Annotated in this window: 19 protein-coding genes; 9 read left to right on the top strand and 10 right to left on the bottom strand. The window is 71.7% G+C overall.

Features of this window, described 5'->3' with window-relative positions; translation table 11 throughout:
- Positions 1–210 precede the first annotated feature (210 nt).
- The 5 genes from gmd to ACFPZJ_RS04880 all read left to right on the top strand — a co-directional run bounded on the left by gmd (position 211) and on the right by ACFPZJ_RS04880 (position 5,532).
- Positions 211–1,260: a GDP-mannose 4,6-dehydratase gene (gene gmd, locus ACFPZJ_RS04900; RefSeq protein ID WP_381017698.1), complete on the top strand. Its 1,050-nt coding sequence runs from the start codon at positions 211–213 to the stop codon at positions 1,258–1,260.
- Positions 1,261–1,360: 100 nt separating this feature from the next.
- Positions 1,361–2,014 carry a class I SAM-dependent methyltransferase gene (locus tag ACFPZJ_RS04895; protein WP_381017695.1) on the top strand — a complete coding sequence of 218 codons (654 nt, stop codon included), beginning with the start codon at positions 1,361–1,363 and terminating at the stop codon, positions 2,012–2,014.
- Between the two features lie 157 nt (positions 2,015–2,171).
- A complete protein-coding gene (locus ACFPZJ_RS04890; protein WP_381017693.1) occupies positions 2,172–2,828 on the top strand; it encodes a class I SAM-dependent methyltransferase in 657 nt (218 codons plus the stop codon).
- Between the two features lie 125 nt (positions 2,829–2,953).
- The gene (locus ACFPZJ_RS04885; RefSeq protein ID WP_381017690.1) at positions 2,954–4,177 is read left to right on the top strand and encodes a type 2 periplasmic-binding domain-containing protein; all 1,224 of its coding nucleotides are present in this window, start codon (positions 2,954–2,956) and stop codon (positions 4,175–4,177) included.
- Between the two features lie 5 nt (positions 4,178–4,182).
- Positions 4,183–5,532 carry a lipopolysaccharide biosynthesis protein gene (locus ACFPZJ_RS04880; protein WP_381017688.1) on the top strand — a complete coding sequence of 450 codons (1,350 nt, stop codon included), beginning with the start codon at positions 4,183–4,185 and terminating at the stop codon, positions 5,530–5,532.
- Here the strand turns inward: ACFPZJ_RS04880 and ACFPZJ_RS04875 are convergent.
- The 6 genes from ACFPZJ_RS04875 to ACFPZJ_RS04850 all read right to left on the bottom strand — a co-directional run bounded on the left by ACFPZJ_RS04875 (position 5,519) and on the right by ACFPZJ_RS04850 (position 11,474).
- Positions 5,519–6,448, bottom strand: coding sequence for a phosphotransferase (locus ACFPZJ_RS04875; protein WP_381017685.1), 930 nt, complete (start codon positions 6,446–6,448; stop codon positions 5,519–5,521). The genes ACFPZJ_RS04880 and ACFPZJ_RS04875 overlap by 14 nt on opposite strands.
- Entirely contained in the window at positions 6,445–7,194 is a 750-nt protein-coding gene (locus tag ACFPZJ_RS04870; protein ID WP_381017683.1) for a class I SAM-dependent DNA methyltransferase, read from the bottom strand. Before ACFPZJ_RS04870 ends, ACFPZJ_RS04875 begins: the two co-directional genes overlap by 4 nt.
- A 1-nt stretch (position 7,195) precedes the next feature.
- Positions 7,196–8,077 (bottom strand): glycosyltransferase, encoded by an 882-nt coding sequence (locus ACFPZJ_RS04865; protein WP_381017680.1) that lies wholly within the window; start codon positions 8,075–8,077, stop codon positions 7,196–7,198.
- A 149-nt stretch (positions 8,078–8,226) separates the two neighbouring features.
- Positions 8,227–9,522, bottom strand: a complete 1,296-nt coding sequence (locus ACFPZJ_RS04860) for a glycosyltransferase family 4 protein (RefSeq protein WP_381017677.1) — start codon at positions 9,520–9,522, stop codon at positions 8,227–8,229.
- Positions 9,523–9,603: 81 nt separating this feature from the next.
- The gene (locus tag ACFPZJ_RS04855; protein WP_381017674.1) at positions 9,604–10,479 is read right to left on the bottom strand and encodes a WecB/TagA/CpsF family glycosyltransferase; all 876 of its coding nucleotides are present in this window, start codon (positions 10,477–10,479) and stop codon (positions 9,604–9,606) included.
- A complete protein-coding gene (locus ACFPZJ_RS04850) occupies positions 10,476–11,474 on the bottom strand; it encodes a UDP-glucuronic acid decarboxylase family protein (RefSeq protein ID WP_381017672.1) in 999 nt (332 codons plus the stop codon). Before ACFPZJ_RS04850 ends, ACFPZJ_RS04855 begins: the two co-directional genes overlap by 4 nt.
- A gap of 194 nt (positions 11,475–11,668) precedes the next feature.
- On the opposite strand from ACFPZJ_RS04850, the gene ACFPZJ_RS04845 reads away from it, so the two are divergent.
- The 3 genes from ACFPZJ_RS04845 to ACFPZJ_RS04835 all read left to right on the top strand — a co-directional run bounded on the left by ACFPZJ_RS04845 (position 11,669) and on the right by ACFPZJ_RS04835 (position 15,206).
- Positions 11,669–12,328, top strand: coding sequence for a sugar transferase (locus ACFPZJ_RS04845; protein WP_381017669.1), 660 nt, complete (start codon positions 11,669–11,671; stop codon positions 12,326–12,328).
- Positions 12,329–12,652: 324 nt separating this feature from the next.
- Positions 12,653–13,345 carry a hypothetical protein gene (locus ACFPZJ_RS04840; RefSeq protein ID WP_381017666.1) on the top strand — a complete coding sequence of 231 codons (693 nt, stop codon included), beginning with the start codon at positions 12,653–12,655 and terminating at the stop codon, positions 13,343–13,345.
- A gap of 121 nt (positions 13,346–13,466) precedes the next feature.
- Entirely contained in the window at positions 13,467–15,206 is a 1,740-nt protein-coding gene (locus ACFPZJ_RS04835) for a DUF4012 domain-containing protein (RefSeq protein WP_381017663.1), read from the top strand.
- 16 nt (positions 15,207–15,222) lie between these two features.
- Here ACFPZJ_RS04835 and ACFPZJ_RS04830 read toward each other — a convergent pair whose 3' ends face one another.
- The 4 genes from ACFPZJ_RS04830 to ACFPZJ_RS04815 form a co-directional block, all read right to left on the bottom strand.
- Positions 15,223–15,912, bottom strand: a complete 690-nt coding sequence (locus tag ACFPZJ_RS04830) for an arsenate reductase/protein-tyrosine-phosphatase family protein (RefSeq protein WP_381017661.1) — start codon at positions 15,910–15,912, stop codon at positions 15,223–15,225.
- 152 nt (positions 15,913–16,064) lie between these two features.
- Positions 16,065–18,041: a diguanylate cyclase domain-containing protein gene (locus ACFPZJ_RS04825; protein WP_381017658.1), complete on the bottom strand. Its 1,977-nt coding sequence runs from the start codon at positions 18,039–18,041 to the stop codon at positions 16,065–16,067.
- Between the two features lie 308 nt (positions 18,042–18,349).
- Positions 18,350–20,104 carry an ABC transporter permease subunit gene (locus tag ACFPZJ_RS04820; protein WP_381017656.1) on the bottom strand — a complete coding sequence of 585 codons (1,755 nt, stop codon included), beginning with the start codon at positions 20,102–20,104 and terminating at the stop codon, positions 18,350–18,352.
- A 6-nt stretch (positions 20,105–20,110) separates the two neighbouring features.
- Positions 20,111–21,634, bottom strand: a complete 1,524-nt coding sequence (locus ACFPZJ_RS04815; protein WP_381017653.1) for an ABC transporter substrate-binding protein — start codon at positions 21,632–21,634, stop codon at positions 20,111–20,113.
- A 588-nt stretch (positions 21,635–22,222) separates the two neighbouring features.
- Here ACFPZJ_RS04815 and ACFPZJ_RS04810 point away from each other — a divergent pair.
- Positions 22,223–24,577 (top strand): serine/threonine-protein kinase, encoded by a 2,355-nt coding sequence (locus tag ACFPZJ_RS04810; RefSeq protein ID WP_381017651.1) that lies wholly within the window; start codon positions 22,223–22,225, stop codon positions 24,575–24,577.
- The last annotated feature ends 146 nt before the right edge of the window (positions 24,578–24,723 follow it).

The raw sequence follows: 24,723 nt of genomic DNA, 5'->3' as shown, positions 1-24,723 counted from the left end.
GGTGTCCGTCCCCGATCGGATCCGGTGAGTGCACCGCTCACCCTATGACATATGGCCCGAAAAGCGACACATATGAGCAATACCGGTCCAGAGTGATGATGGGTCATAGGGTGAGGTGACATTCCGGGGTGTCGCTGTGGTCGGCGGCTTCGTTCCCGCCCCGCGACGCGCAGGACAGCTCGATCCCCGAATCCGCGGCAAGGAGTGCGTGTGACGGTCAAGACGGCGCTCATCACCGGCATCACCGGTCAGGACGGTTCCTATCTCGCGGAGTTGCTGCTGCAGAAGGGGTACGTGGTGCACGGTGTCGTCCGCCGCGCCTCGACCTTCAACACGCAGCGCATCGACCATCTCTACCGCGATCCGCACGATCCCGAGGCGCGCCTCTTCCTGCACTACGGCGATCTGACGGACGGGACCAGGATCGCAGCGTTGCTGGAACGGCTGCGGCCGGACGAGGTCTACCATCTGGCCGCCCAGTCGCACGTGCGCGTGTCCTTCGACGAACCGGAGTTCACCGGTGACTGCACCGCGCTCGGAACGACGCGGCTTCTGGAGGCCATCAGGACGACGGGCCTTCCCTGCCGCTTCTACCAGGCCTCCAGCTCGGAGATGTTCGGCGCGTCCCCGCCGCCCCAGCACGAGGGCACGCCCTTCCACCCGCGTTCCCCCTACGGAGTGGCCAAGGTGTACGCATACTGGGCGACCCGCAACTACCGCGAGGCGTACGGGATGTTTGCGGTCAACGGCATCCTGTTCAACCACGAGTCTCCTCGCCGCGGCCCGACCTTCGTCACCCGCAAGGTGGCCATGGCCGCCGCACGCATCAAGGCGGGCCTGCAGGACGTCGTCTACCTGGGCAACCTCGACGCCCGACGGGACTGGGGGTATGCGGCCGAGTACGTCGAGGCGATGTGGCTGATGCTGCAACAGGAGCAACCCGACGACTACGTCGTGGCCACCGGTGCGAGCTACAGCGTGCGCGACTTCGTGGAACACTGCTTCACCCACGTCGGGCTCGACTGGCGGGACCACGTGCGGTTCGACGAGCGATACCTGAGGCCCAGCGAGGTCGACGACCTGGTCGGTGACGCCTCCAAGGCCGAGCGGGTCCTCGGGTGGCGTCCGACCGTGCGTGCACCGGAGCTGGCCCGTCTCATGGTCGACGCCGAAACCGCGGCGCACGCGCCCGTGTCTGCCCCTGCCCTGCTGACCAGTCCGCCCGCTCCCGCCTCGACGCTGCAGCTGGCAAGACCCTGACACACGCTGCTCCGTCCGGCCCCGGCGCGCTGCCGGCGAGAAACAGGAACCCCGCGTGACCGGCATCGCCGCACCGATACGCGGCCAGCGAGGAAACAGCATGCTGAAGACGACGATCGCCGACCCTTCGAGACCCGGATCCCTCGCCCACTCGGCTCGGTCCAGACGCTGGCAAGAACTGCTGCGCTGCTTCCCCGACCTGCCCGAGATGCGTGTGCTGGACCTGGGCGGGACCCCCGCTTCCTGGCGCGGCGCACCCGTAAGGCCCGCGCAGGTGGTGACCGTGAACCTGGACCCGCACACGGCCCGGGAGGCGGAGCCCGGCATCACCGCCGTCGTGGCGGACGCGTGCGGTCCCTGCCTGCCGGGCCGCTTCTCGGCTGAGCGATTCGACCTCGTCTACTCCAACTCCGTCCTGGAGCACGTAGGGGGCCACTACCGGCGACGGCAGTTCACCGACACCGTGCACGCCCAGGGGACCCACCACTGGATCCAGACGCCCTACCGGTACTTCCCCGTCGAACCGCACTGGCTGTTCCCCGGCCTTCAGTGGCTCCCGTTCCGCGCCCGGGTCGCCGTCTCCCAGTACTGGCCGCTCGGGCACATCCGCCGTGCCGGACGTGCGGATGCCGTGCGCGACGTCCAGGAAGTCGAGCTCCTGTCGGTGACCGAGATGCGGTCGTACTTCCCCGCCTCCGACATCTGGATCGAACGCTTCGCCGGACTTCCCAAGTCGCTGGTCGCGAGGAAGTGACGGTGGCGGCGAAGTGATCGCAGCCCTTACGCAGAACGAGCGAGGGAGTAGGACCCCGATGGGAACGCAGCACAGTGAGCAGACCGCCCGAACAGCCGCCATGCCCCTGAGGCGCTTGATGCGTAAGCCGATCGCGGGGGTCCGCAGGCTCCACCCGTTGCTCTACCCGTCATGGCCCGCCCTGAACGGACAGGAGTTCCGTCAGGAGATGTTCCGCTGCCTGCTGCGGGAGCTCCAGCCGGACGCGGTGTTCGAGTCCGGAACCTACCGCGGCGCCACGACTCGGTTCCTGTGGCATGTGTCCGGGCGCCCGGTGTACACGGTGGAGAAGGAGCCCACGTTCGCTCGCCTGGCCGCCCGCCGGTTCCGTGACGTCTCGGACATCAGGGTGATCAAGTCGGACTCCAGGAAGGCGCTCCTGGACCTGCGCTCGAACCCCTCGTTCCCCAAGTCGCGGGTCTTCTTCTACCTCGACGCCCACTGGGAGGCGGATCTGCCGCTCCGCGAAGAGGTGGCCATCATCACCGGGACCTGGACGGACTCGCTGATCGTGATCGACGACTTCAAGGTCCCCGCCGACCCCGGTTACGGGTTCGACACGTACGCGGGAACCGAGCTGTCGATCGAGTACCTCGGCGACGCGGTCGGATCGTACGAGCCCTTCTGGCCCGACTGCCCGTCGCACGAGGAGACCGGCGCACGACGTGGCTGTGTCCTGCTGGCGGCCCCGTCGCTAGCTGGCAGGGTGTCAGCGCTCGGGCCGGTGCGGGGCGTGGACGACGCCGCGGTACATGGGCGAGTGGGCAGCCGGTGAACGCTGTCCCCGTACACCCGGCCGCGGGGACTTCGGTCAGCGAGGTCGGACGGCGGGTCGGGTCGGCCACCGCGAAAGGAGATCTTCGGCACACCGCGCTCCCGAGGAGGGCGACGGACGTCCACGTGAGGAAGTCCCGTGCGGAACTGGCGGCCGCGGCGCTGCTGGGGTTGGGCAACGCGCTGTCCTTCCACCCGCGTGGCGGGCTGACGCTGACGCACTACATCGTGGTGATCGGCCTACCAGTCTTCCTGCCGGTGGCGTGGCGGCTGCGTACGGCCCGCTGGGTCTTCGCCCTCCTCCTCGTGTGGATGTCCAGCGTCGCACTCACGTCTCTGATCACGGGAGACAGGCTTGTCAACGTCGGCCTTGCGCTGTCCTATCCGGTCACCATCGCCTTGAGTTTCTGCGGCGCGGTGTGGGCCTTCTGCCAGGGTTCGGCGACGGCCAAGACGTTCGTCGCCTCCTTGATGCTCGGCCTGATCGCCGCGAACCTGCTGTACCGGGCGCCCAGTTACCACGTCGATCCATGGAAGTACGCGTTGGGCCCCGTCGTCACGATGTGCTGTGTCCTGGTGGCGGCAGCCCTGCTGGGCCGCGGCCTGTTCGCGCTGTCCGCCCTGGTGACCGGCGCCATCGCCCTTTTCAACCTGCTCGCCGGCTTCCGTTCGCTGTTCCTGGTGACCAGCGTCGCCTTGCTCGTGACCGTGGTCACGGGACTGGGTGGCCGGCGGTCGGGTCGTCGCCGCTGGTCGCGCTGCGTATGGGCGGGCGCCGTCCTGAGCGGCCTCCTGGTGGGTCTCTACTCGGTGTACGGGCAGTTGGCCGGTGACGGTGCCCTCGGCAGGGAACAGCAGCTCAAGTGGGTTCGGCAGGCCGATTCCGTGGGCGGCGCCGTCGTCGGAGCCCGGCCCGAGATCGCCGGATCCCTGGCGCTGGTGGCCGATTCACCGGTGATCGGGCGGGGTGTGAAGCCGCAGGTGAGTGCTCACGACCGAAGTGTCTTCTTCGAGAAGTGGCGTACCGTCAACGGTGGTGTCGAAGGCCCTCACGAGGAGCACTACTACTTCGGCAAGGGGCTTCTCGTCCATTCCATTCTCTTCCAGCGGTGGCTGGAGACCGGAATCCTCGCACTTCCGGGGCTCGTCTTTCCCATCGGTCTGGTGGGCGCCGCCGCTCTCGCCTCGATCAGTGACTCCAGGCGGCCGCTCACGCTTGTCTTCGGCTTCCTTCTGAGCCTGCTGCTGTGGGATCTGCTGTTCTCTCCCTGGAGCCGACTGCACGGGTTGTACATCGGCACCTCGGCGGCCGCGGCAGCCGTCTGTTTGAGGAACCGCACCACAAAGTGACAGGCATGAGCTCATCGACCACGGAAGGCGCGGGGGCCGACGCCCCTGACACGTCTCCCATCGGGTACCTCTCCTATCTGCAGGCGGTCTTGCGGTCGTGCGCCGCGAAGACCGTCGTGCTGGTTGTAGGAGGAGCGGCCGCGCTGGTGTCGGCGCGCAGTGTCGTCGACACGCTGGGCATCACCGGCTACGCGCTCGTCGCCCTGGTCAGTACCCTGCCCAGCCTGCTGGCGGTGACCGAACTCGGCGTCGGGGCAGCCGTGATCGACGCCTTCTCCAGCCGTGACCGCGAGCACATGCTCCGCACCCTCACCGCGGGTGCCCGGACCCTTCTGTGCGCCGGTTCCGCCATCGCCGTCTGCGGAGTGCTGACGGCCGTCTCCGGGGCCGCCGAGTCACTGGTCGACAGCGCCCCCGGACCCGATGTCGCCGCCTGCGTCGCCGTCGTCGCCCTGTTGTTCGGCTGCAGTCTGCCCCTCAGCCTGGGCGGATCGGTGCTCGGGGGCCTGGGCCGCTACCACTTCGCCGTGCTCCTGCAGGGAGCCGGAGCCCTGCTCGCGCTGACCGTCGTCCTGCTCGGTGCCGCGTGTGACGCGCCCCCGGCGGTCTTCGCCGCCTCGGTGCTCGTCGGTCAGTGCGCGGCAGGAGCGGCGAGCCTGCTGCTGGCCGGCCGCATGCTGGGCCTGCGCATGCTCCGCGCCGTACTGTTCCCGCTTCGCCGGTCGCCGAGCACCCGGATCATTCAACTCGCCGGGCCGATGGCCGTCATCAAGGTGACCTCCGCCGTCGCCTACGGCGCCGACCGCCTCGTCCTGAGCAGCGTCACCACCTCGGTCGCCGTGGCCGTCTACTCCGCCGGAGCCCAGCTGTACGCACCCGCCTCCGCGCTCGTGGCGGCGGCGGCGCTGCCCCTGTGGCGCGTGTTCAGCAGGCACCGCCGCAGCACCCCGGGGACCGTACCGCGCCGCCAACTGCTGAACCTGACGGCCTGCTTCACTGGAGGCGGTCTGGCGATCGGTGTCGTTCTGGTGACCGCCGGCCCGACGGTGGCGAGTTGGATGCTGCACGGCCGTGCGTCCGCCGGACCAGGTCTGATGGCGGCCTTTGCCGCACTGGTCCTCAGCCACGCGGTGAACTACCCCGTGGCCATGTGGCTCTCGGATCCGGCGGGGCTCCGTTTCCAGGCGGTGCGAGCCGTCCTCATGGCCGCCGTGAATCTGGCGGCGTCGGTGCCGCTGGCCCGCCTGATGGGACCCACGGGCCCGGTGCTCGCCTCCGCCGGTGCCCACTTCCTGTGCGTGACGCTGCCGTGCCATCGGAGGGTGTTCGCTCGTCGTAGCTCTACGGCGACGTGAGACCCAGCTGCGAGGCGATGCCGTCGCGAAACGCGCGTACCCGTCGGATGTTCGCTGCCGGCGCCGAACTGAAGTAGGAGCGAAGCGCATGGTCGACCACCGGCTGAGGGCAGCTGATACGGTCGGCGAGCCGCGCCAAGGTCCCCTGCGAGCCAGTCAGTTCGTGGACGACGCTCCTGGCGTCGATCCACCCGAGATGCGCCCCTGCCTGGACGAGGTAGTGGATGACGTCCCGCAGGGGGTGACGGGCCGGTGACGCGCTCTCCCAGTCGACGATGCCCAGTCCCTGGGGAGTGCGCAGGATGTTCCAGGGCGCAAGATCGCCGTGCGCCATGGAAGCTCTGCCGTTGCCCGGACCGGCGAGGGCCGCCGCGATGTCCAGCAGCTCGTCGGGAGGCAGCAAGTCGGCCTGGCGGCAGTTCGGCCAGGCCCGGCTCATCACCGCGAAGTGGTCGCCCGTGAAGTCCGCGAAGAGCAGTTCGGGGACACGGAACGGAAGCCCCAGGGAGGGAAGTTCGGCCAGGACCCTCCCTTCGTTCTGGAGACGGTGGTCGTCGCGCCTGCCGACCTTGAGCACATAGCGAGGGCGACCGGAAGCCGACAGGGCGGCGATGCACCGTCCGGGCGTGGACGAGTGCATGAAGGCCATGCCGTCGACGTCCGACGGCAAGGAACGAAGGAGGGGACCCACGAAGGCCAGCGGATCGCCGACCCTGGGCCCGAGCCTCATGCGCATCAGAAGCTGATCGAAGAAGGCGGCCGCACGGCCGGCCGGACGCAGCGGCCGGTAGATGACACGAGCGGCTGCCGTGCCGTGCCGTCCGCCCGTACTCCGCAACTCGATACGCCGCCCCAGTGGACCGGCGCGCAACAGCCCCCGCTGCCAGGTGAACCGCCCGACGGCGACGTCCGTCATCCCACGGCCCTCGCCATGTACAACTGCTCGACCATCAGTCCGCCGGTCATCTTCCGCAGAGGCGTCCTGCATGCGACGGCGTCGGCCCTTCTCAGGGCGGCGGCGGGCAGATTGCGGTGCAGGACGGGCGGAAAGGCCGAGAAGCCCCGCCGGGCCTCGACGCGGAATCCCGAGGCGTGCAGCAGTTCGACGACGTCCCGGTGCCGCAACTCGTTGGGGCGCTCCGGCCTGCTCTTCGGCACGCGTACGGCGATCGAGCGCAGGCTGGGGGAGTGCCCGTGATTGTTGAGCACGAGGAGACCACCGGGTTCCAGGTGCTCTCTGATCTTGCGGAGGACGGGCAGCCTGACTTCTTCGGGCGCGTTCAGAAGGAACCGGAAGACAGTGGCGGCTTCGTAGGGCCCCGCCAGGAGGTCCTCGGTCAGGACGCAGCCGGTTCTGATGAGTGCTTGGGGACTGGCCTCGGCCGCGCGTTTCGTCATCTCGTCCGAGATGTCCACGCCCGTGAGTTCGTCCGCCACTTCTTCGAGTGCCCGCAGAATGCGGCCGGTTCCGCAGGCGAAGTCGAGAACCCTGAGACGACCGCGACGTACTCTTTCCCGCCGGAGAACGTCCAGGAGGACAGGCCGTTCAAGTCGCCACACGTGGTCGTCGTAGCTGCCTTCGTCGTACTGGCGGGCGTAGCTTTCCACCCTTTTCTCGTCGGCGAACCGGGTTTCGTAGCCGTTCCAGCCCGAACGTGTCATCTCAGGGCCCCTCCACCAGTTGATGGGCGTTACGGTGTGCGCTTTCGTTCAGCCACCAGCGGAGGTCTTTTCCGCGGGCCAGTCGGTTGGCCCGCAGCTGCCTGACGTATCCCTGGCTCACCACCTTCTGGGCGGCGTGCGCCGACATGCCCACAAGTCGGGAGGCGCGTCGTGCCAGTGGCGTTCTGGGCAGTCCGTGCAGCGAGGACATGAGGTCCAACTCGCCCTGGTGTTTTGCGGTGGGTTGTTGTGTGACCTGGGCGTCGTGTACGCGATATGCCGCCAGTGGACGGGGCAAGTAGTGGAAACGCGCTCCCTGGGCGGCCAGCGTGAGCCACAGGTTCCAGTCCATGACCCTGCGCATCCGTGGATCCCAGGCCGTCTGCGTCACGCGGCGACGGCGCACGAACGTGGCGCAGGACGGGATGAAGCATCCGTACCGCTTCAGGGTGAAGCGCGAGAAGCGATGCGCGGGGAGGAGCCGCAGGTACCTGCCGTCCGCGTCCACGAACACACAGTCCCCGAAGACCACATCGGCCTCCGGCTCGGCGGCGATCGCATCGGCTGCCGCCGCCACGGCGCCCGGGAGGTAGAACTCGTCGGCGTTCAGCCAGCCGATCCAGTCCGAATCGGAACGCGCCGCGGCCCGGTTGAGCGCGTCGGACTGCCCTTCGTCGGGCGCACTTCCGTGTTCCAACTGCGGGTGTCGCCGTGACAAATTCTCCAGGAGTCGCACCGAACCGTCGGTGGATGCCCCGTCCTGCACGATGTGTGTGAGGCCAGGATAATCCTGACGGTCCACCGAGACCACCGCGTCCTCGAGAAACCGGCGGTAATTCTTACTCGGCGTGAGAATGTCAATGGTGGGGCGTCCGGTTGCCAATGGAAATCTCCCTGTGATGCCTCTTGGTACGCGGCCCGACAACCGGAGACGAGCCCGGCGGCCATCCTATTTTCGGAGAACGCGGTCTCCGTATGTGACACGCTGAGTGGCCGTCGGGGCGGTGATGTGCGTGTCAAGGGGACCGTGCATCACCGGCACAGCCCGAGGCGGCGATGAGCGGCCTGCCGGACGGCGCTCGCGTAAACGGTTGCCATGGCGTCCGTCCACGACTGCCTGGTGAAAAACCGGGCATGTGTCTGCAGACACCGAACGCGAAGCCCGGGGAAGCGGGAGCGGGCCTCCGAGAGGGCCTGCGGCAGCCGGTGTTCGGTGTAAACAGCACCTGTGCCGGTCTGCCGGACGCTGTCCGCAGTCGCCGATCCCGCCAGGGCGAGGACGGGCAACCCTGCCGCCAGGGCTTCCTGGTAGACGAGCGAGGCGGCGCTCTCGGGGCAGACGCTGGGGTAGATCAGGCCGACATGGCGAGGCAGACGGGCCGCGATGTCCGTACGTGAGAGGGCTCCGAGGAAGCGCACTCCCCTCGGCGCGGCCGCTTTGCAGGCGGACTCCAACGGGCCGGAACCGATCACGTCCAGCGGTTCGTTCGCTGGCCAGCCCCGAAGCAGAGACAGGATGCCCTTCTCCTCGCTGAGCCGACCGACGTAGACCCAGGGGGAACCGGAGTGCGACGGGTTCGAAGTGGTGGTCCCCCGCGTGGCCGTGGGCTCGGCGTTCACGAAGTTGGGCACAAGGGCGAGCCGCTCCTCCGGCACTCCGAGGCGGAGAAAGAGGTTTCGGCTGAGCTCCGAGAGTGTCACCAACCGGTCGGCACGGCGCAGAAGGGGATGCGCTGCGGCACCATGCCGGCCGGCCCAGGCGAGAGGGAGCGTGGCGGCGCGTGACCCCCGGTAGCAGCCGTGCCGCAGTCCTGCCCAGACATCCCCGTCGGGACAGGCGGTGCACGTGCTCCCGCCGCGGAAGAACGTGGCGGCCGCGCAGGCCGGACGATAGTTGTGGAGGGTGGCCACGACCGCGCCGGGCCAGCTCGCCAGCCAGGCGGTACCGAAGTTCGGGAACAGGTTGTGCACGTGCACCACATCGGGAGCCAGACGGCGGAGCTCGGCCAGCGGCGACCGGCCGCGCCCCGTCCCAACCCGGACGGCCGCTCGAAGGGCATATCCCGGCTGACCTTCCAGCGCGTCGGTGTGTGCGCCGATCACTGTGACGCTGTGCCCGGCCGCACGGAGCGCCTCCGACTGGTCGAGCACGGCGACGTTCTCACCGCTGGGCCGGCGTGACGAGTAGAAACTGTGCACCAGTGCCACTCGGTAGGTGGCACCGCTCGGACCGAGGCGGGCCGCTTGATGAGCCGTGTCCTCCTCCGACGCCGGTCCGGCCGGGTCGGCAGGGGACGGTCGGGAGAAACCGCGGCGTTGCTGCTGCATTCAGTCGGTTCCTTTGCCGGATGCAGGGACGAGGTGCTGCGGCGGTCTGCTTGGCCGGTGATGAGGAGCGCCGGCTGACGATCATCCACGACGGTCGACGACGAACGCCTGCCGCACGATGCCCCGAACGAAGCGGGCGTTGCCGAACAGGTACCGGCGCCACAACCGGCGCGGCTCGCAGCCCAGGCGGAACATCCATTCCAGGCCGTTGCGCTGCATCCAGGGCGGGGCCTGCGGTTTGGTGCCGGCGATGAAGTCGAAGGCGGCCCCGACGGCCACCGCCACCACGGGGAGCATGCCGCACAGGTCGGCCGCCCACTGGTCCTGCTTCGGGGTGCCGAGCCCCACCCAGACGATGTCCGCGTCGGCGGCCCTGATGTCGTCGGCCTGTTGGCGCAGCTCCTGCGGGGACAGCGGCCGGAACGGCGGGGAGCAGGTGCCGACGATCCGGGCTCGCGGGAAACGGCGTCGCAGCTCTCGGTGCAGCGAATCCAGTACCTGGGGGGTGGATCCGAGCAGGTAGTGCGTGAGCTGGGTGTCCTGACTCAGGGTGAACACGTCCAGCAGCAGGTCGGGCCCGTAGACGCGGGTGCTGGGCAGCGGTGTCCCACGGTGGAGCAGTTGGTTGGCCCAGACGACTGCCTGTCCGTCAGGCAGGTTCAAGGAGGCCGAGCGCAGCACGGTGCGGAGTTTGGTGTCACGGTGAGCGAGGGCGAGCGTGTAGGCGTTGGAGAGGTGGACATCGCTTCCCTGGGCCGTCGCCGCCGTGTCCGCCGTGTCCGCGGAGTCCGAGGCAGCGCTCCGGGCTTCCCGCATCTCGCGGATCCTGCCGGCGAGGTGCAGCACGTGGCGAGCCGCGCTCTCACGCGTGTGCGCGGTGATGGGAACGCCCAGACACTCGACCACGGGGGCGGCGGGAGACGCGGGCGCTCGCCGGCTGCCGGTGGGGGCGGTCATGAGCCGGCTCGATCGCTCGGCACGGAGGTGACGGTCCGGTTGCCGGGCTCGGCCGGTTCCTCCGACCCCAGGCGTAGCCGGAAGCAGGAGATCGTCTCGCACAGACCCCGCTCCACCGGAGTCGTGGGCTCCCAGTTCAGCAGTTCGCGGGCCAGGCTGATGTCCGGGCGCCGTCGCTCCGGGTCGTCCTGGGGGCGCGGAATCCTCGTGATCTCGGAGGTCGTCCTGGTCAGCTTGGCGACCCACTGGGCCAGCTCCAGCATGGAGACCTCGTGCGGGTTGCCCAGGTTGACCGGCCCGCCATGACTGCTGCCGAGCATCCGCAGCAGTCCGTCGACCACGTCGTCGACGTAACACAGCGACCGGGTCTGGCTGCCGTCCCCCGTGACCGTGATCGGCTCCCCGCGCAGTGCCTGGCGGATGAAGGTGGGGATGGCCCGGCCGTCGTCCGGGCGCATCCGCGGGCCGAAGGTGTTGAAGATGCGCACGATCTTGGCGTCGACACCACGGTGCACGCGGAACGCGGTCGTCAGGGCCTCGGCGAAGCGTTTGGCCTCGTCGTACACGGACCGGGGCCCCACAGGGTTGACATGACCCCAGTAGCTCTCCGGCTGAGGGTGGACCAGCGGGTCGCCGTACGACTCGGAGGTCGAGGTCAGCAGGAACCGGGCGCGCTTGGCGGCGGCGAGATCCAGGGCGTGCCAGGTTCCGGCCGAGCCCACCCGCAGCGTCTCCAGAGGCAGGGCCAGATAGTCCGCGGGTGAGGCGGGCGAGGCCAGGTGGAGGACGGCGTCCACCTGCCCCGGCACGTCCAGGCCCTGGCTGATGTCCCAACGGCTGAACCGGAAGCGGGATTCGCCCAGGAGATGGCCGATGTTCTCCACGCTCGAAGTCAGCAAGTTGTCCACGCAGACCACGTCGTGGCCCTCGCGGAGCAGGCGCTCGCAGAGGTGGGAGCCGATGAACCCAGCCCCACCCGTCACTACCGCACGCATGCAGGTCCTCTCGGCACGCCCCGCCCAGGCAGGTGGGCGGGGGCACATTGCAGTGTCGATGCCGTAACTCAGGCAGACGTCGTGTTTCTATTCATTGATCAGTCAAGGGGGAATTCAGACTTTTCGAGCGCGGAAGTACCTCCCGATCACGCGCCTTTCACCCGTTCTGTCGTACCTGGAGAAGGGGCACGGACATGCCGGTATCCGCCGGAGAGCTGACTCGCCGTCGACAGGCCCTGGGACACGACCGGCACTGGGCGGGGCGGGCGGCCAAACGGACCGTCGACGTGGTGGGGGCCGTCGTTCTGCTCGTGCTGGCGGCGCCGGTGCTCCTCGCGGCGGCCATCGCCGTCAGGGCGGACACCCCGGGGCCCGCCCTGTTCCGTCAGCGCCGTACAGGTCGGCACGGCAAGGAGTTCGAGCTCCTCAAGCTGCGCACCATGCGGGTCGGTTCCGAGCGCTTGCGGGCGGCGCTGGCCGTCCGCAACGACGCCGACGGGCAGCTGTTCAAGATGCGTCACGACCCCCGCGTCACCCCCGTGGGGCGCTGGCTGCGCCGGTACTCCCTGGATGAGCTGCCGCAGCTCGTCAATGTGCTGCTGGGGCACATGTCGCTGGTCGGCCCCCGGCCCTTGCCGGTCGAGGACTCCGTGTTCACCGGGGATGCGCGGCGTCGCCTGCTGGTGCGGCCGGGCCTCACGGGCCCGTGGCAGATCGGCGGCCGATCCGACCTCGCCTGGGAGGACGCCGTGCGTCTGGATCTGGAGTATGTGGAGACCTGGTCGATCCGGAAGGACCTGGCCATCCTCGTCAGAACCCTGCCCGCCGTACTGCGCGGCGACGGCGCCTACTGACACCCGCCGACGCGAGCCGCCGCCACCTGAGCGAGCCGTGCCTCCCGGGATCGGGGAGTGAGCCATTAGGCGGCTGACGGCATCCCCTGCGTTAGCGGCTTGTCGGATATCCGTATATAGCTAGACAACAGTAACTCTGCGGCGGCGCTGCCATCCAGGACACGAGATAGCTGGTGAGAGGGAAACTAGATGCCCAAGTCTTCGCCGTGGCGAGCCGCCTTGGCCGCCACTGCTGTCACCTTGGTTGCCGCCGCCCCCCTGGCGAGCGCGCAGTCCGCCTATGCCGCGGTCCCCGCGAGTGCGTACCAGCCCTATCCACCCCAGTTGAGCAGCGCCACGGTGCCCGCGGGTGGAGCGCTCTTCTTCTCGGCCGAGGGATTCCAACCCGGTGAGGTGGTCACCGCCACGCTCGTCCCGCAGTCGGCGGTCGTGCTCAGCCGCGCGACCCGCGGCGGAGACGGCTGCCCGGACGGAGCCAAGTGCGGGACGACCTTCCGCGCCAACGAGCAGGGCACCGTGATCGGATGTTTCATCGTCCCCGAGGACACCCCGCCCGGTCGCTACCTGTTCACGCTCACGGGCGAGGAGTCGGGAAGCGTCTCCGCACCCGTCACCGTGACTCCCGGAGACGGGAATGGCGGAGGGAACCACCACCGACCGGCCCGGGCGGCGACGGAGGCGTCCGGCGGCGATCTGACCCGGGCGACGAAGCTCGCGCTGAAGAGCGGGTTCGAGGGTCAGCCCGGGGCCGTCACGGTCACGGGGAACGGAAAGACGCTCTCCCTGAAACCCGGTACCGCCGACGGCCGGGCGGTCCCCGCCGCAACGGGTCGGAGCGCCGACCTCGCTCTGGCCGCGTACGACGGCGGCGGCCGGGACGCGACCGGAACGGGGCCCTCGGAGACCGGCTCGGGCATGAACTGGGCGCTGACGGGTGGGGCTGCCGCGCTCGCCGCGATCGCCGTCAGGACGGTCACGGTCGTACGGCGCCGTCGTACGCGCACTGAGCAGGGCTGAACCGGGCCACAGCATGCGCCTGCCGCGCCTCACGAAACACTCCGCGTCACCCGACGCCGACAGCCCGGTCCGATGGTTCCGCCGCCACCGGACCAGGCTGCTGGTGGGCGCCCTCGCGGGCGTGCCCCTGGCAGGCGCCGGCTGGATCGCCGTCACCGGAGTGCTCGCCCGCGACGAACTGCTCGCCTCGCAGCGGGCGCTGGACCTGCTGCGGCAGCAGGTCGCCACGGGTCCCTCCGCGACGGCGTCCGCCGGGGCGCCGGTCCGGCGGGATGCCGACGCGGCCGTGCGCGCGGCCGCCGCCCATGCCGCCCGGGCGCATCGTCTCACCAGCGGGCCGGCCTGGTACGCCGCCGCATACCTGCCCGTCCTGGGCGATCCTGCCCGGACGGTACGCGGTGCCGCCGAGGCCGCCGAGCGGCTGACCCACGACGTGCTTCCCCCTCTCGCGCACACCGCCGCCCAACTCACCGCAGACACGGGACGAGACGGTGGCCACCTGAACCTCTCCGCGCTGCGCCACGCCGCCCCGGCCCTCGACCAGGCCTCACGCAGCGCCTCCGACGTCCGTACCGAGGTCGACGCGCTGCCGCGCAGCACCTGGCTGCCCGCCGTCGACCGCGCCCGGGCCCGGCTCGCCGCCCAGCTCGACCGGCTCGTGCCCGTCACGGGGGACGTCGCGGCGGCGGCGCGTGTGCTGCCGTCCATGCTGGGAGAACGGGGCCCGAGGCGGTATGTCGTGGTGTTCGAGAACACCGCCGAGGCGCGGGGCACCGGCGGGTTGCCCGGCGCGTTCGCGGTGCTCACCGCGGACCGGGGACGACTGGCGTTCGAGTCCTTCGGCAACGACACCGAGATGGCGAAGGCCGTCGCGGCGGTGGACCTGGGCGACGAGTACGCCGCGTTGCACGGGCACAACGCCCCGACCCGTATGTGGGTCAACTCCAACCTCAGTCCGCACTTCCCCTACGCGGCCCGTATCTGGGCGGCCGCATGGCGGGAGCACAAGGGCCAGAAGGTGGACGGCGCGCTCGCCCTCGACCCCGGCGCGCTGGCAGGCCTGCTCACCGCTTCCGGCCCCGCACGTCTGCCCGACGGCACCGACGTCACCGCCGCCAACGTCGTGGACCTCACCGAGCGCGGCAGCTACGCGGCCTACCCGGACACCCGTGAGCGCAAGAGATTCTTCCTCGACGCGGCGCGCGCCGTCGCCCAGCGCCTGCTGGGCGCCGCCGACGATCCGAGGCAGCGGCACGCGTTGTTCACCGCCCTCGGCGGGCAGTTGAGGGAGGGACGGGTCAAGGTGTGGAGCGCCCACCCGTCCGAGCAGCGGGAACTCCACCGACGGCCGTTCGGCGGCGCCCTCCCCGACACCTCCGGCCCGTTCGCCGGACTGGTCGTCAACAACGCCGCCGGCACCAAACTGGACTACTACCTGGACCGGCGCCTGGAATGGGCGCCTGGCCGGTGCCTCCCGGCCGGCCGTGAGGTCACCGTCACCGTGGGCCTCACCAACCGTGCGCCGGACTCCGGGCTCCCGACGTATGTCACCCAGCGGGTGGACCATCCGCCCTACCGGACCCGGCCCGGTGACAACCGTCTGCTCGTCTCGTACTACGCGACCAAGGGGGCGAAGCTGGCCGGGGCCGCACTGGACGGACGGCCGGTCCTGGTGAACGGAGCTGTCGAGCGCGGCCGTCCGGTCTACACGCTTGACCTGGAGCTGCCGGCGGGTGCCCGGCGAACCCTGGTCCTGCGTCTGCTGGAGAGCCCCTCGGAGCGTCCCCCGACGCTGCTGCGCCAGCCGCTGGTGAGCCCCTTGCGGTACACGGTGCGGCCGGCCCCGCCCTGCGGCGACTGACCGCCCGGGCCGGCCTTCATCCCTGGCCCTGCGGCCGTCCCGCGCCCGGGGACTCCTCAGGCTCGGGACTCGGGCGGGAGAGGCGCACGTTGGGGGGAGTGGCCAGGAGCGCCGCCGCGATCCGGTCCACCGACTCGGCGATCCGGGCCGCGGCCTGCCGGGCCACCCGCAGGGGTGCGCCGTACGGATCGGCCACGTCATCGTCGTCCGCCCCGCTGCCGTCGGCTCCCCGCCGCGCCGCGGCTCCCCTGACCAGTGCCGCGGCCCGTTCGGCGGGTTCCGTCACACCCGCAGCATCGTCCGGTCGCAGCAGCCGGGCGAACTCCCGCAGGGTGAAGGCCCGTTGCAGGGCCCACAGCGGTGACAGCCGCACGGCTGCCTCACGGTGCTCGGCAGCGGCGCCCAGCACCAGGTCGGCGTCCTCCACCAGGGCCGCGGTCAACCGGCGGGCGAGCGCCCCGCCGGGGTCGCCGCCCAGCTCGGCGAGGACGGTCACGGCGACCGGGTCCATGGGCGTCCCCACCAGGGCCGCGGTGCCGGCGCTGCTCACCCGGAATTCCGCCGATGCCCCCGCGGAAGCGGCCAGTCGGGCCTTGAGCAGACGCTCGGCCAGAGGCGAACGGTGCAGATTCCCCGTGCAGACGAAGAGCACGCGGAAGGGCGTGCCCCCGCGTCCCGAGGGGAGCGAGGCAGGAGTGGGGAACATGGCGGAAGTATCCCGCCGCGCTTGGTCGTGCCCGCCACGCCTCGCCGGGGAGGACCAAGCACGCGCACGGCTGTGGCACCGCTGCCACCCCAGTCCGTTCGTCCCCCCTTTCTGTGGTCACCCCCGTACGCGGTGGGGTGGGCAACGGCGCGTCACTGCGGCAGGGCCTCGCTGTGCCCCTGGTCCTCGTCCGTGTCACACAGGTCCGCGGCGGGCGTCCGGACGCGCGCCGCGGACAGCTCCTGAGCATCGTGCCGATGCTCCGGCGGTGGGCTCTGCGTCTGGGGCTGCGGCGGTTCCTGGAGGGGGATCGCCGTGGTCCGGGCCGGGTCCGGGGCGCTGTGGTGGGTCCCGGCCGGCTGAGGGATGTGCTGACGGATGCGGCCCTTGCCCATTCTCTTGGCCTCGTACATGGCTGCGTCGGCCTGCCGGAGCAGTTCCTGCGGTGTGACGCCCGGGAGGGCCACGGCGATGCCGATGGAGGCGGAGACGCGCGCCTCGCGGCCCGCGAGGGAGTAGGGCCTCGTCAAGGCGGCCAGAACGCGCTCGGCGACGTCCCGTGAGCGGGAAGGGCGCGTCCCGGTCTCTCCCTCCAGGAGGACGGCGAACTCGTCGCCGCCGAGGCGGGCGACGGTGTCCTGGGCCCGTACGGACGTCTGGAGCCGGCGTGCCGCGTGGACCAGCAAGATGTCGCCGACCGCGTGCCCGGCCGAGTCGTTGACGGCCTTGAAGCCGTCCAGGTCCACGAACAGCACCGCGGGCGGGGCCGTGCGTGTGGTCTCCTTCCGCAGGGCATGCGCGACCCGATCGGCGAAGAGGGCCCGGTTGGGCAGTCCGGTGAGCGCGTCATGGAAGGCCAGGCGTTCCAGCTGTGTCTGCCGCACGACACGGTCGGTCACGTCACGGCTGACGAAGATCATGCCCCGGGGGTGGTGGCTGACCGACGATTCGACGTGCCGCCAGCGCCCGTCGGCGTGGCGGACCCGGCACACCATGCGGCGGCCCGGACCGCGTCGGCCCGACGCGGCTTCCCGCCGCACCGCCTCGACGGCCCGGGTCAGCGGTGTCAGGTCCTCCGGATGGCAGTACAGAAACAGGCGGGCACCCACCTGGGCCTCGGGCCGGTACCCGAAGACGTCATAGGCGGCGGGGCTGACGTAGAGCACGCGGCCGTCGAGGCCGACGATGGTGATCACGTCCCGGGTGCCGTCGACCAGGGTGCGGTAATGCGCCTCCCGCGTGGTGGCCTCGCGCGTGAAACGCAGATGGTCGGCGTGGATGACGCCCTGCCGGGTGCCGAGAGCGACGAGCAGCGAGCCCGCCAGCAGCATCAACACCATGTCGGTGCTGCCCCCCACCATGGTGTGGGCCCCCAGGGCCACGACGCAGACGGCCACGGGCACGAACGGGGCCACGACACCGATGACCGGCATGAGGTGGTGGTCGACCTCCATGACACGGGTGCCTCCGGCCAGCCACGGCGCGACCGTGACGAGGAGCAGACCGGTGAGGGAGCAGGCTGCCGCCCAGGGAATCCCTGCCCAGCTGACAGCGGCGGGCGGGAGGATGCGCAGCATGTCGCTCGCGGTCAACACGACGAGGGCGAGGGCGCCGACCGTGGTCGCGGCACGCTCACCGCGCTTGAGGCAGAAGCGCAGCGCCACCACGAGTCCCAGCACGAGGACGTCCGTCACCACGCGCGCCAGGTCCTGGAACGAACCGTACGCGTCGCCGCTCCGGTCGGCGCGATGCAGCAGGAGCATCCAGCACAGGGCGAGCAGGGAGCCGGCGACCATCCAGCCGTCCAGCAGACGCCGCAGCCAGACCAGGGTGGTGCCGCCGTCCGCGGCCGCCACCACCATCGCGGCGACCCCCAGCACCAGACACAGGGCGATTCCGCTCGCCGACAGCAGGCGCAGCACCTCGCCCAGACCGTCGGCGCGTGAGGAAGAGAGCCGGGCGAACGCGAGGTGGTGAAGGCCGCCCGCCGCCACGGAGACCGCGAGGAGGGTGAGGCGAAGACGCACTCTCCCGGCGGCCGTCCTCGCCCGGACCACGAGAGACAGCGCGGCCACGGCGTGCGCGGCCGGTATCCCGACGCCGGCCGGGACGAACAGAGCGACCGTCACGCCCCCGCACACGGCCGCGGCGAACGCGGAACCCAGGCACAGCGTTCTGCCCGAACCGCCCGCTGCCCGTGACCAGCCGGTACGTACGGCATGCGTCGAGCCTCGTTCGCTGGCCGGTCCCTGCGTCATACGAAACCCCCGACGGTCATCGGGCCCGGTCGCAGGCCCACCGTGTCCGGACTGCTTGAGTCCGACAAGAGGGTAGGCACACCTAAGCTCCTACACCCAAGGAATACAGGCGAGTTCACCTGAACAAGGGACACGGCACCGCTTCCCGGCACGGCGCCGGCCGCCCCTGCCTCCGCGCGTCACGCAGTGTCCCGCCGCAGCGCGCTCCCCGACACGGCCAGCACCGAGAGCAGCACCAGCGCGCCGGCCGGACCGAGCACGGTCCAGGGCGCCAGTTCCACGTACGGCTGGTTCTCGGACAGCAGCCGTCCCCACTCCGGGGCCGGCGGTTGCGCGCCCAGCCCCAGGAAGCCGAGCGAGGCCAGCACCAGGACGGCGGTGGGCAGTCGCAGCAGCGCGTTGCGGACCAGGGCCGGGACGACCGCGGGCAGCAGATGACGGCGCAGCAGGTACAGCCGTCCGGCGCCCAGCGCCACGGCCGCGGCGATGTGACCGCTCGCCCGCTCCTGTTCGAGCAGCGCGGCGGTCTGGGCGGCGTACGGGCTCCAGCCGACCACGCACACCGCGCCCGCCGCGCCCCACACCGACGGCCCGGTCACCCCGGCGACGAGCAGGCCCGCGAGGACGGCGGGCAGGGTCGCCACCACCTCCGTCAGACCGGCGCTCACCCGTGACGCCATGCCCAGCAGGAGCCCGGCGATCACACAGACCACCGTCACCGCGAGGGCCACGCCCGTCGTGCGCAGCGCCCCGTGACCCAGCCGGGCGAGCAGGTCGCGGCCCAGCGCGTCCGTGCCCAGGGGATGGTCCGGGGAAGGCGGCAGCAGCCGTGCCGTCGTGTCGACCTGCGACGGGTCGCGCAGCAGCCCGGCCGTCACCAGGGCGAGCAGGAAGACGGCACAGCACAGGACGATCCAGCGCACAAAGCGCGGGGGTGCGAGAAGGGGCCGGTGCAGGGCGGGCAGCGCGCCGTCCCTGAGCGGCCGGCCGAGGAGCGCGTGGCGCAGCGCCCGGATCAGGACACCGGCGCCCACGCCGAGCAGCACGAGCGTCAGCGTCGCGGTCTGCAGCACCGGAAGGTCCTGGGCGACGGCGGCGTCCAGCGCGAGCCGTCCCAGCCCCGGGATGTTGAAGATCTGCTCCACCGCGACCGCGCCGCCGACCAGGGCCACGACGCTCGGCAGCAGCTGCGGCAGGACACCCGGCAGGGTCCGGCGCAGCGCGTCACGGGCGATGTGACGGGGCGGCAGACCGACGGCGTACGCCGTGCGCGCCCACGGTTCGTGGAAGGCGGCGGGCAACGCCTGGTCGAGGAGTCCGCCGATCATCGCGCCCGACGGTATGCCGAGGGCGAGCGAGGGCAGCACCATCCACCGGGGCCCCTCCCACCCGCTGGACGGGAACCAGCCCCACCACACCCCGCACACCGTGGCCAGCACGGAGGCGAGCAGGAACTTCGGCAGCGCGGCCAGCACGGCGGCCCCGGTGGCCGCCCGGTCCCGGCGCAGCCGCCGCCGCGCGCCGAGTACGACGGTGCGGGCGCAGACCAGGCCGGCCACCAGGACGGTCACCAGCAGCGCGCCCAGCATCAGCGTCAGGGAGACCGACAGGGCGGTGGTCACCTGCGGCAGGACCGGTTCGCCCGACACCCACGAGACACCCGCGTCCCCGTGGGGCAGGCGCCCCAGCCAGTGCGCGAGATGCGCGAGCGGCCCCTCGTCCAGCCCCAACTGCTGTCGCAGGGCGTCCAGTTCGCCGGGTGTCGGGTTCTGGTCGGCGGAGCGGGCCCGCAGCACCGTGCGCGCCGGGTCGGTCCCCGACAGCCACGGCAACAGGGCCACGGCCGTCAGCAGCAAGGCGCCGGCGGTGACGCGGCCGGCCGCCGCCCGCCAGCGGTTCGGGCGAGCGGCGGCGAGGGCGTGTGTGACGCTCATGCGGGGTTACTTCAGGCGCGTGCCGACGTCGACCAGGGAACGCTCGCGCGGGTCGAGGAGCACGCCCTCGACATCGGTGGCGATGCCCTGCACGACCTTCTCGTGGACCAGCGGCACGACGGCGTCGGTGCGCAGGATCTCCGCCTCGGCCTTCATGACCTTCGCCTGGCGCTGCTCCGTGCGGGACTCCTCGGCGGCTGCCCGGATCGCCTTGTCGACCGCGGGGTCCTTCAGCCCGGGGATGTTGTAGACGCCGTTGCTGGTGAAGTCGCTGGCGAGGTAGTCGACCGCGTCACCGGTGTCGAGGAGGGTGACCCGGGAGAAGACGAGGGCGTCGTACCGGCCGGCGAGGAGGTCGGCCTCCATCTGCGTGTACTCGCGCACGTCCTGCTTCACCGTGAAGCCGGCCTTCTCCAGCTGCTGCTGCAGGACGGTCGCGGCCTCCGGCAGTTCGGCGCGGTTGGTGTAGGTGGCCAGGCGCAAGGTCCTGCCCCGGCCCTCGGCCTTGACCTCCGCGGTGGTCGCGGCCTTCGCGCGGCCGGTCACCGTGACGCGCTGGCCGGCGGCCCAGGGAACCGCGGGCCCGAACAGGCCCTGCGCGGGGTCGGCGTACCCGCCGAAGACGGAGTCGACGAGGGCGGAGCCGTCGACGGCCTCCCGGGCTGCGGCGCGCAGGCCCGCGTCGGCGAAGAGACCGCCTCGGGTGTTGAGCAGGAGGCTGTCGGTGCGGACGGAGGGCACCTCGTGCCGGGTGTCCTTGTCGAGCAGCCCGGCCTGGGCGGTGGGGATCCACTCGGCGATGTCCACGTCGCCGCCGCGCAGGGCGTTGGCGCGGGCCGTGCCGTCCGCGATCCAGGTGACGTCGATGCCCGGTGCCTCGGCCTTGCCGCCCCAGTAGCCGTCGAAGCGGTCGAGGGTTGCCTTCGTCTTCCCCGTCAGCTTGGTGATGCGGAAGGGGCCGGTGCCGGTGCCCACGGGGCTGACCGTGCCGTTCTTCGCGTACGCCTTCGCCGACAGGACGGCGAGCGCGGGGCTGGCCAGCCGCAGCGGAAGCACCGGGTCGGGCGCCTTGGTGGTGAGGGTGACGGTGTCGGCGTCCTCGGCCTGGGCGGTGAGCGTCACGTCGCTGAGGACACGGGGCTTGGGCGTGGCCCTGCCCGCGTGGTCGAGCGCGTTGACCACGGACCGGGCGGTGACCTCGGTGCCGTCCTGGAACTCTGCCTTGCGCAGCTCGAAGGTCCAGGTGGTGTCGTTCTCGCGCTTCCAGGACTTCGCCAGAGCGGGCGCCGCGGCCCCGTTCCGGTCGAGCGCGGTGAGGCCCTCGGCGACGGACAGCTTGCTCAGCACGGTGGCGTCGTTGCTGTACGGGGACAGGGCCCGCACCGGCGGAACGGCCAGGGCGACGCGCAACCGCCCGCCCGATCCCGCCGCGGCGCCCGCGCTCCCGGCGCCGTCGCCCTGGGCGAAGCAGCCGGCCAGCAAGGGGGTGAGGACGAGCGCCGTGATGAGGCCTCGGGAGGTGGTGCGCATGTCAAGTCCTGTCGTGCGGTGTCACATGGGCCTCCGTCGTGGGGGCGGACGGAGGTCGTCAGCTTATAAGGGCAGCCTTACCGAACTTCCATCGCCTAGGTGAATTCTCAAGTACTGGACGGCCGAAGGGTGTCGGCGGGGCACTCGGCGGACGCCGACGCCCGGCACTCGACGGATGTCGACGCCGCGCACGCGAAGGGTGTCGCCGTCGGGCCCGAGGCACGCGATGTGGACGACGTCCCGCTCCGTTCGCCGGCGCATCCGCTCCTGGTCCCGGTGCGCGAGGTGCGGGGGCGGCGGGTGGCGCACCTGGCGTACGCCTCCCCGCAACCGTGCGCCCACGAGCCGTACGGCAGACCGGCCCCGCACCGGCCGTCGTCACCCGGCCACCGCGTCTCACGGGCACCCTGTTGCGCGGCGTTCCCGCACCTCGGCGCCCGCGACGCCCGCCCGAACACGTCCTGCCCGCCGTGGCCGACGCGGCCCGGCCGCGCGTCCGGTGCCGTACACACGCGGACGACGGGCCGCCATACTGGACGGGCCGGGGGACGGGCGAGCGCACGTCAACGGGGGGAGCGATCGCGCGAGATGGGGGACAGCAGGCTCATGCACGGCCGGTACCGGCTGCTCGACCTGATCGGTCGCGGCGGCATGGGGGAGGTGTGGCGTGCGCGGGACGAGTCGCTGGGCCGTCACGTCGCCGTCAAGTGCCTCAAGCCGCTCGGCCAGCAGCACGACCAGTCCTTCACCCGGGTGCTGCGGGAGCGGTTCCGGCGCGAGGCCCGCGTGGCCGCCGCGCTCCAGCACCGCGGCATCACCGTCGTCCACGACTTCGGTGAGGCCGACGGCGTCCTCTACCTGGTGATGGAGCTGCTGGACGGTCGCAACCTCAGCCAGCTGCTGGAGGACAACAAGGGGCACCCGCTGCCCGTCGACGAGGTCGTCGACATCGCCGAGCAGGTCACCGCCGCCCTCGCCTACTGCCACGACCAGGGCGTCGTGCACCGGGACCTGAAACCCGCCAACATCGTGCGGCTCGGCGACGGCACGGTGAAGATCTGCGATTTCGGCATCGCCCGCCTCGGCCACGACATCGGCTTCACCTCCCGGCTGACCGGCACCGGCGTCGCGATGGGCACCCCGCACTACATGTCGCCGGAGCAGATCAGCGGCGACGGCGTCGACCAGCGCAGCGACCTGTACTCCTTCGGGTGCGTGCTGTACGAGATCGCCACGGGGGCGCCGCCGTTCGACCTCGACGACGCGTGGTCGATCCTCATCGGCCACCGCGACACCCCGCCCCGGCCGCCGCGCGGACACCGGCCCGAACTGCCCGGCGACCTCGAGCGGATCATCCTGGACCTGCTGGCCAAGGAACCCGGGCAACGTCCGGACGACGCACGCGAACTGGCCCGCCGGATCAGCGCGCACCGCGCCGCACCGCTGTACGTGCCGACGGTGGCGGCGGCCGGGCCCGTCCCGGACGCGGCGGTGTCCCGGCCCGGCACCGACGTCATGGTGTCTCCATCAGGCTTCGAACTGGTGGCCTCCCGGCCCGTCCCCGATGCGGCGGCACCCCGGCCCGTCTCCGACCCGGCGGCGGCCCGGCGCGGTCCCGACGCGCCCGGGCGCGCGGCACGGCTGCCGTCCTGGACGCGCGGCATGACCTCCGGGCACGCGGCGACCGGTGCCGCACCGCGCACCACACCGCCGGACCCGGCGGCCGGCCTGTCCGGCGAGTGGATCGCACGGCCCGCGACGGGCCGCCCGCCGGAGCCCGTACCGCAGGAGCGGCCCACCCCGCCGCCGGAGGTCCTGGACGCCCTGGCCGGCCGGCACAACGCGGGCCTGAGCCTGGGGCGCCTGGGGCGCTGGACGGAGGCGGGCGAGGTGCACCGCACGGTCGCCGCCGAGCGCGAGCGCCTCCTGGGCCCGGACCATCCCGACACCCTCGCCAGCCGCTACGAGGTCGCCTGCACCCTCAGCCGCACCGCCCGCGCCGCCGAAGCGCTGCGCGCGTACAAGGACGTCGCCGAAGCCCGCATCCGGGTGCTCGGTGCCGACCACCCCGACACGCTCGCCGCCCGCCAGGAAATGGCGTACGTGATGGGGCAGTCGGGCCGCCCCTTCGACGCGCACCAGGTCTACACGGCGGTCCTCGACGCCCGGGAACGCACCATGGGCCCCGACCATCCCGACACCCTGCGCTGCCGGCACAACCTCGCCTTCAACCTCGGCCGGCTCGGCCGCCTGGAGGACTCCTGCCGCGTGGCCCGCGAGGTCGCCGAGGCCCGCGCACGGGTGCTCGGCCCGGACCACCCGGACACCCTCGTCAGCCGCTACGAGGTCGCCTACGCGCTCGGCCGGTTGGGCCGCTGGGCCGAGGCTCTGCACACCTACGAGGAGGTCGCCGAGGCCCGCGCCCGCGCGCTCGGCCCGGACCACCCCGACACCCTCGCCGCCCGCTACGAGATCGGCGTCAGCCTCGGCCGCCTCGGCCGCGGCGCCGAAGCCCTGACGCAGTACCGCGACCTGGTCGAGGACCGCACCCGCGTCCAGGGCGCCGCGCACCCCGACACCCTGCGCGCCCGCCACGGCATCGGCGTCAGCCTCGGGCGGCTCGGCCGCTGGGAGGACGCCCTCGCCGAGTCCCGCGACGTGTGCGCGGCGCGCGAGCGGGTCCTCGGCGCCGACCACCCGGACACCCTGGTCAGCCGCCGGGAGGTCGCCGTCGGCCTGGGCTGGCTGGGCCGCTGGGAGGAGGCCCTCACCGAGTACCGGCGGGTGGCCGCCGCCCGCGAACGCGTCCTCGGCCCGGACCACCCCGACACCCTCGCCGCCCGCAACGACGAGGCCCACTGCCTGGAGCGGCTCGGCCGCCCGGCGGAGGCCGCCGAGCTGCACCGCAGGGTGGCGGCACTGCGCCGACAGGCCACCTCCTGAGGGTGCCGCCCCGCACCGTCCACGCGTCGCTGTGCGCCGTCGCCTGGCCGTTCACGCGCTGCTGTGCCGTTTCCTCGGGCCGTCGCCACGCCGTCCAGGCGACGCCGTGCCGCCCCCTGCCGCCCTGCCATCCCCCCCCGCGTTCC

The organism is Streptomyces bullii, assembly GCF_042657145.1.
Classification (GTDB): domain Bacteria; phylum Actinomycetota; class Actinomycetes; order Streptomycetales; family Streptomycetaceae; genus Streptomyces; species Streptomyces bullii.
The sequence above is the reverse complement of the archived record's forward strand: the minus strand, read 5'-3'. Positions and strand labels throughout refer to the sequence as shown.

What these genes read in the sequence shown, in the direction of transcription:
- ACFPZJ_RS04815 (WP_381017653.1), bottom strand. Translation starts at nt 21,634, where the DNA reads ATGCGCACCACCTCCCGAGGCCTCATCACGGCGCTCGTCCTCACCCCC.
- ACFPZJ_RS04810 (WP_381017651.1), top strand. Translation starts at nt 22,223, where the DNA reads ATGGGGGACAGCAGGCTCATGCACGGCCGGTACCGGCTGCTCGACCTG.
- ACFPZJ_RS04870 (WP_381017683.1), bottom strand. Translation starts at nt 7,194, where the DNA reads ATGACACGTTCGGGCTGGAACGGCTACGAAACCCGGTTCGCCGACGAG.
- ACFPZJ_RS04850 (WP_381017672.1), bottom strand. Translation starts at nt 11,474, where the DNA reads ATGCGTGCGGTAGTGACGGGTGGGGCTGGGTTCATCGGCTCCCACCTC.
- ACFPZJ_RS04875 (WP_381017685.1), bottom strand. Translation starts at nt 6,448, where the DNA reads ATGACGGACGTCGCCGTCGGGCGGTTCACCTGGCAGCGGGGGCTGTTG.
- ACFPZJ_RS04845 (WP_381017669.1), top strand. Translation starts at nt 11,669, where the DNA reads ATGCCGGTATCCGCCGGAGAGCTGACTCGCCGTCGACAGGCCCTGGGA.
- ACFPZJ_RS04880 (WP_381017688.1), top strand. Translation starts at nt 4,183, where the DNA reads ATGAGCTCATCGACCACGGAAGGCGCGGGGGCCGACGCCCCTGACACG.
- ACFPZJ_RS04855 (WP_381017674.1), bottom strand. Translation starts at nt 10,479, where the DNA reads ATGACCGCCCCCACCGGCAGCCGGCGAGCGCCCGCGTCTCCCGCCGCC.
- ACFPZJ_RS04895 (WP_381017695.1), top strand. Translation starts at nt 1,361, where the DNA reads ATGCTGAAGACGACGATCGCCGACCCTTCGAGACCCGGATCCCTCGCC.
- ACFPZJ_RS04830 (WP_381017661.1), bottom strand. Translation starts at nt 15,912, where the DNA reads ATGTTCCCCACTCCTGCCTCGCTCCCCTCGGGACGCGGGGGCACGCCC.
- ACFPZJ_RS04820 (WP_381017656.1), bottom strand. Translation starts at nt 20,104, where the DNA reads ATGAGCGTCACACACGCCCTCGCCGCCGCTCGCCCGAACCGCTGGCGG.
- ACFPZJ_RS04860 (WP_381017677.1), bottom strand. Translation starts at nt 9,522, where the DNA reads ATGCAGCAGCAACGCCGCGGTTTCTCCCGACCGTCCCCTGCCGACCCG.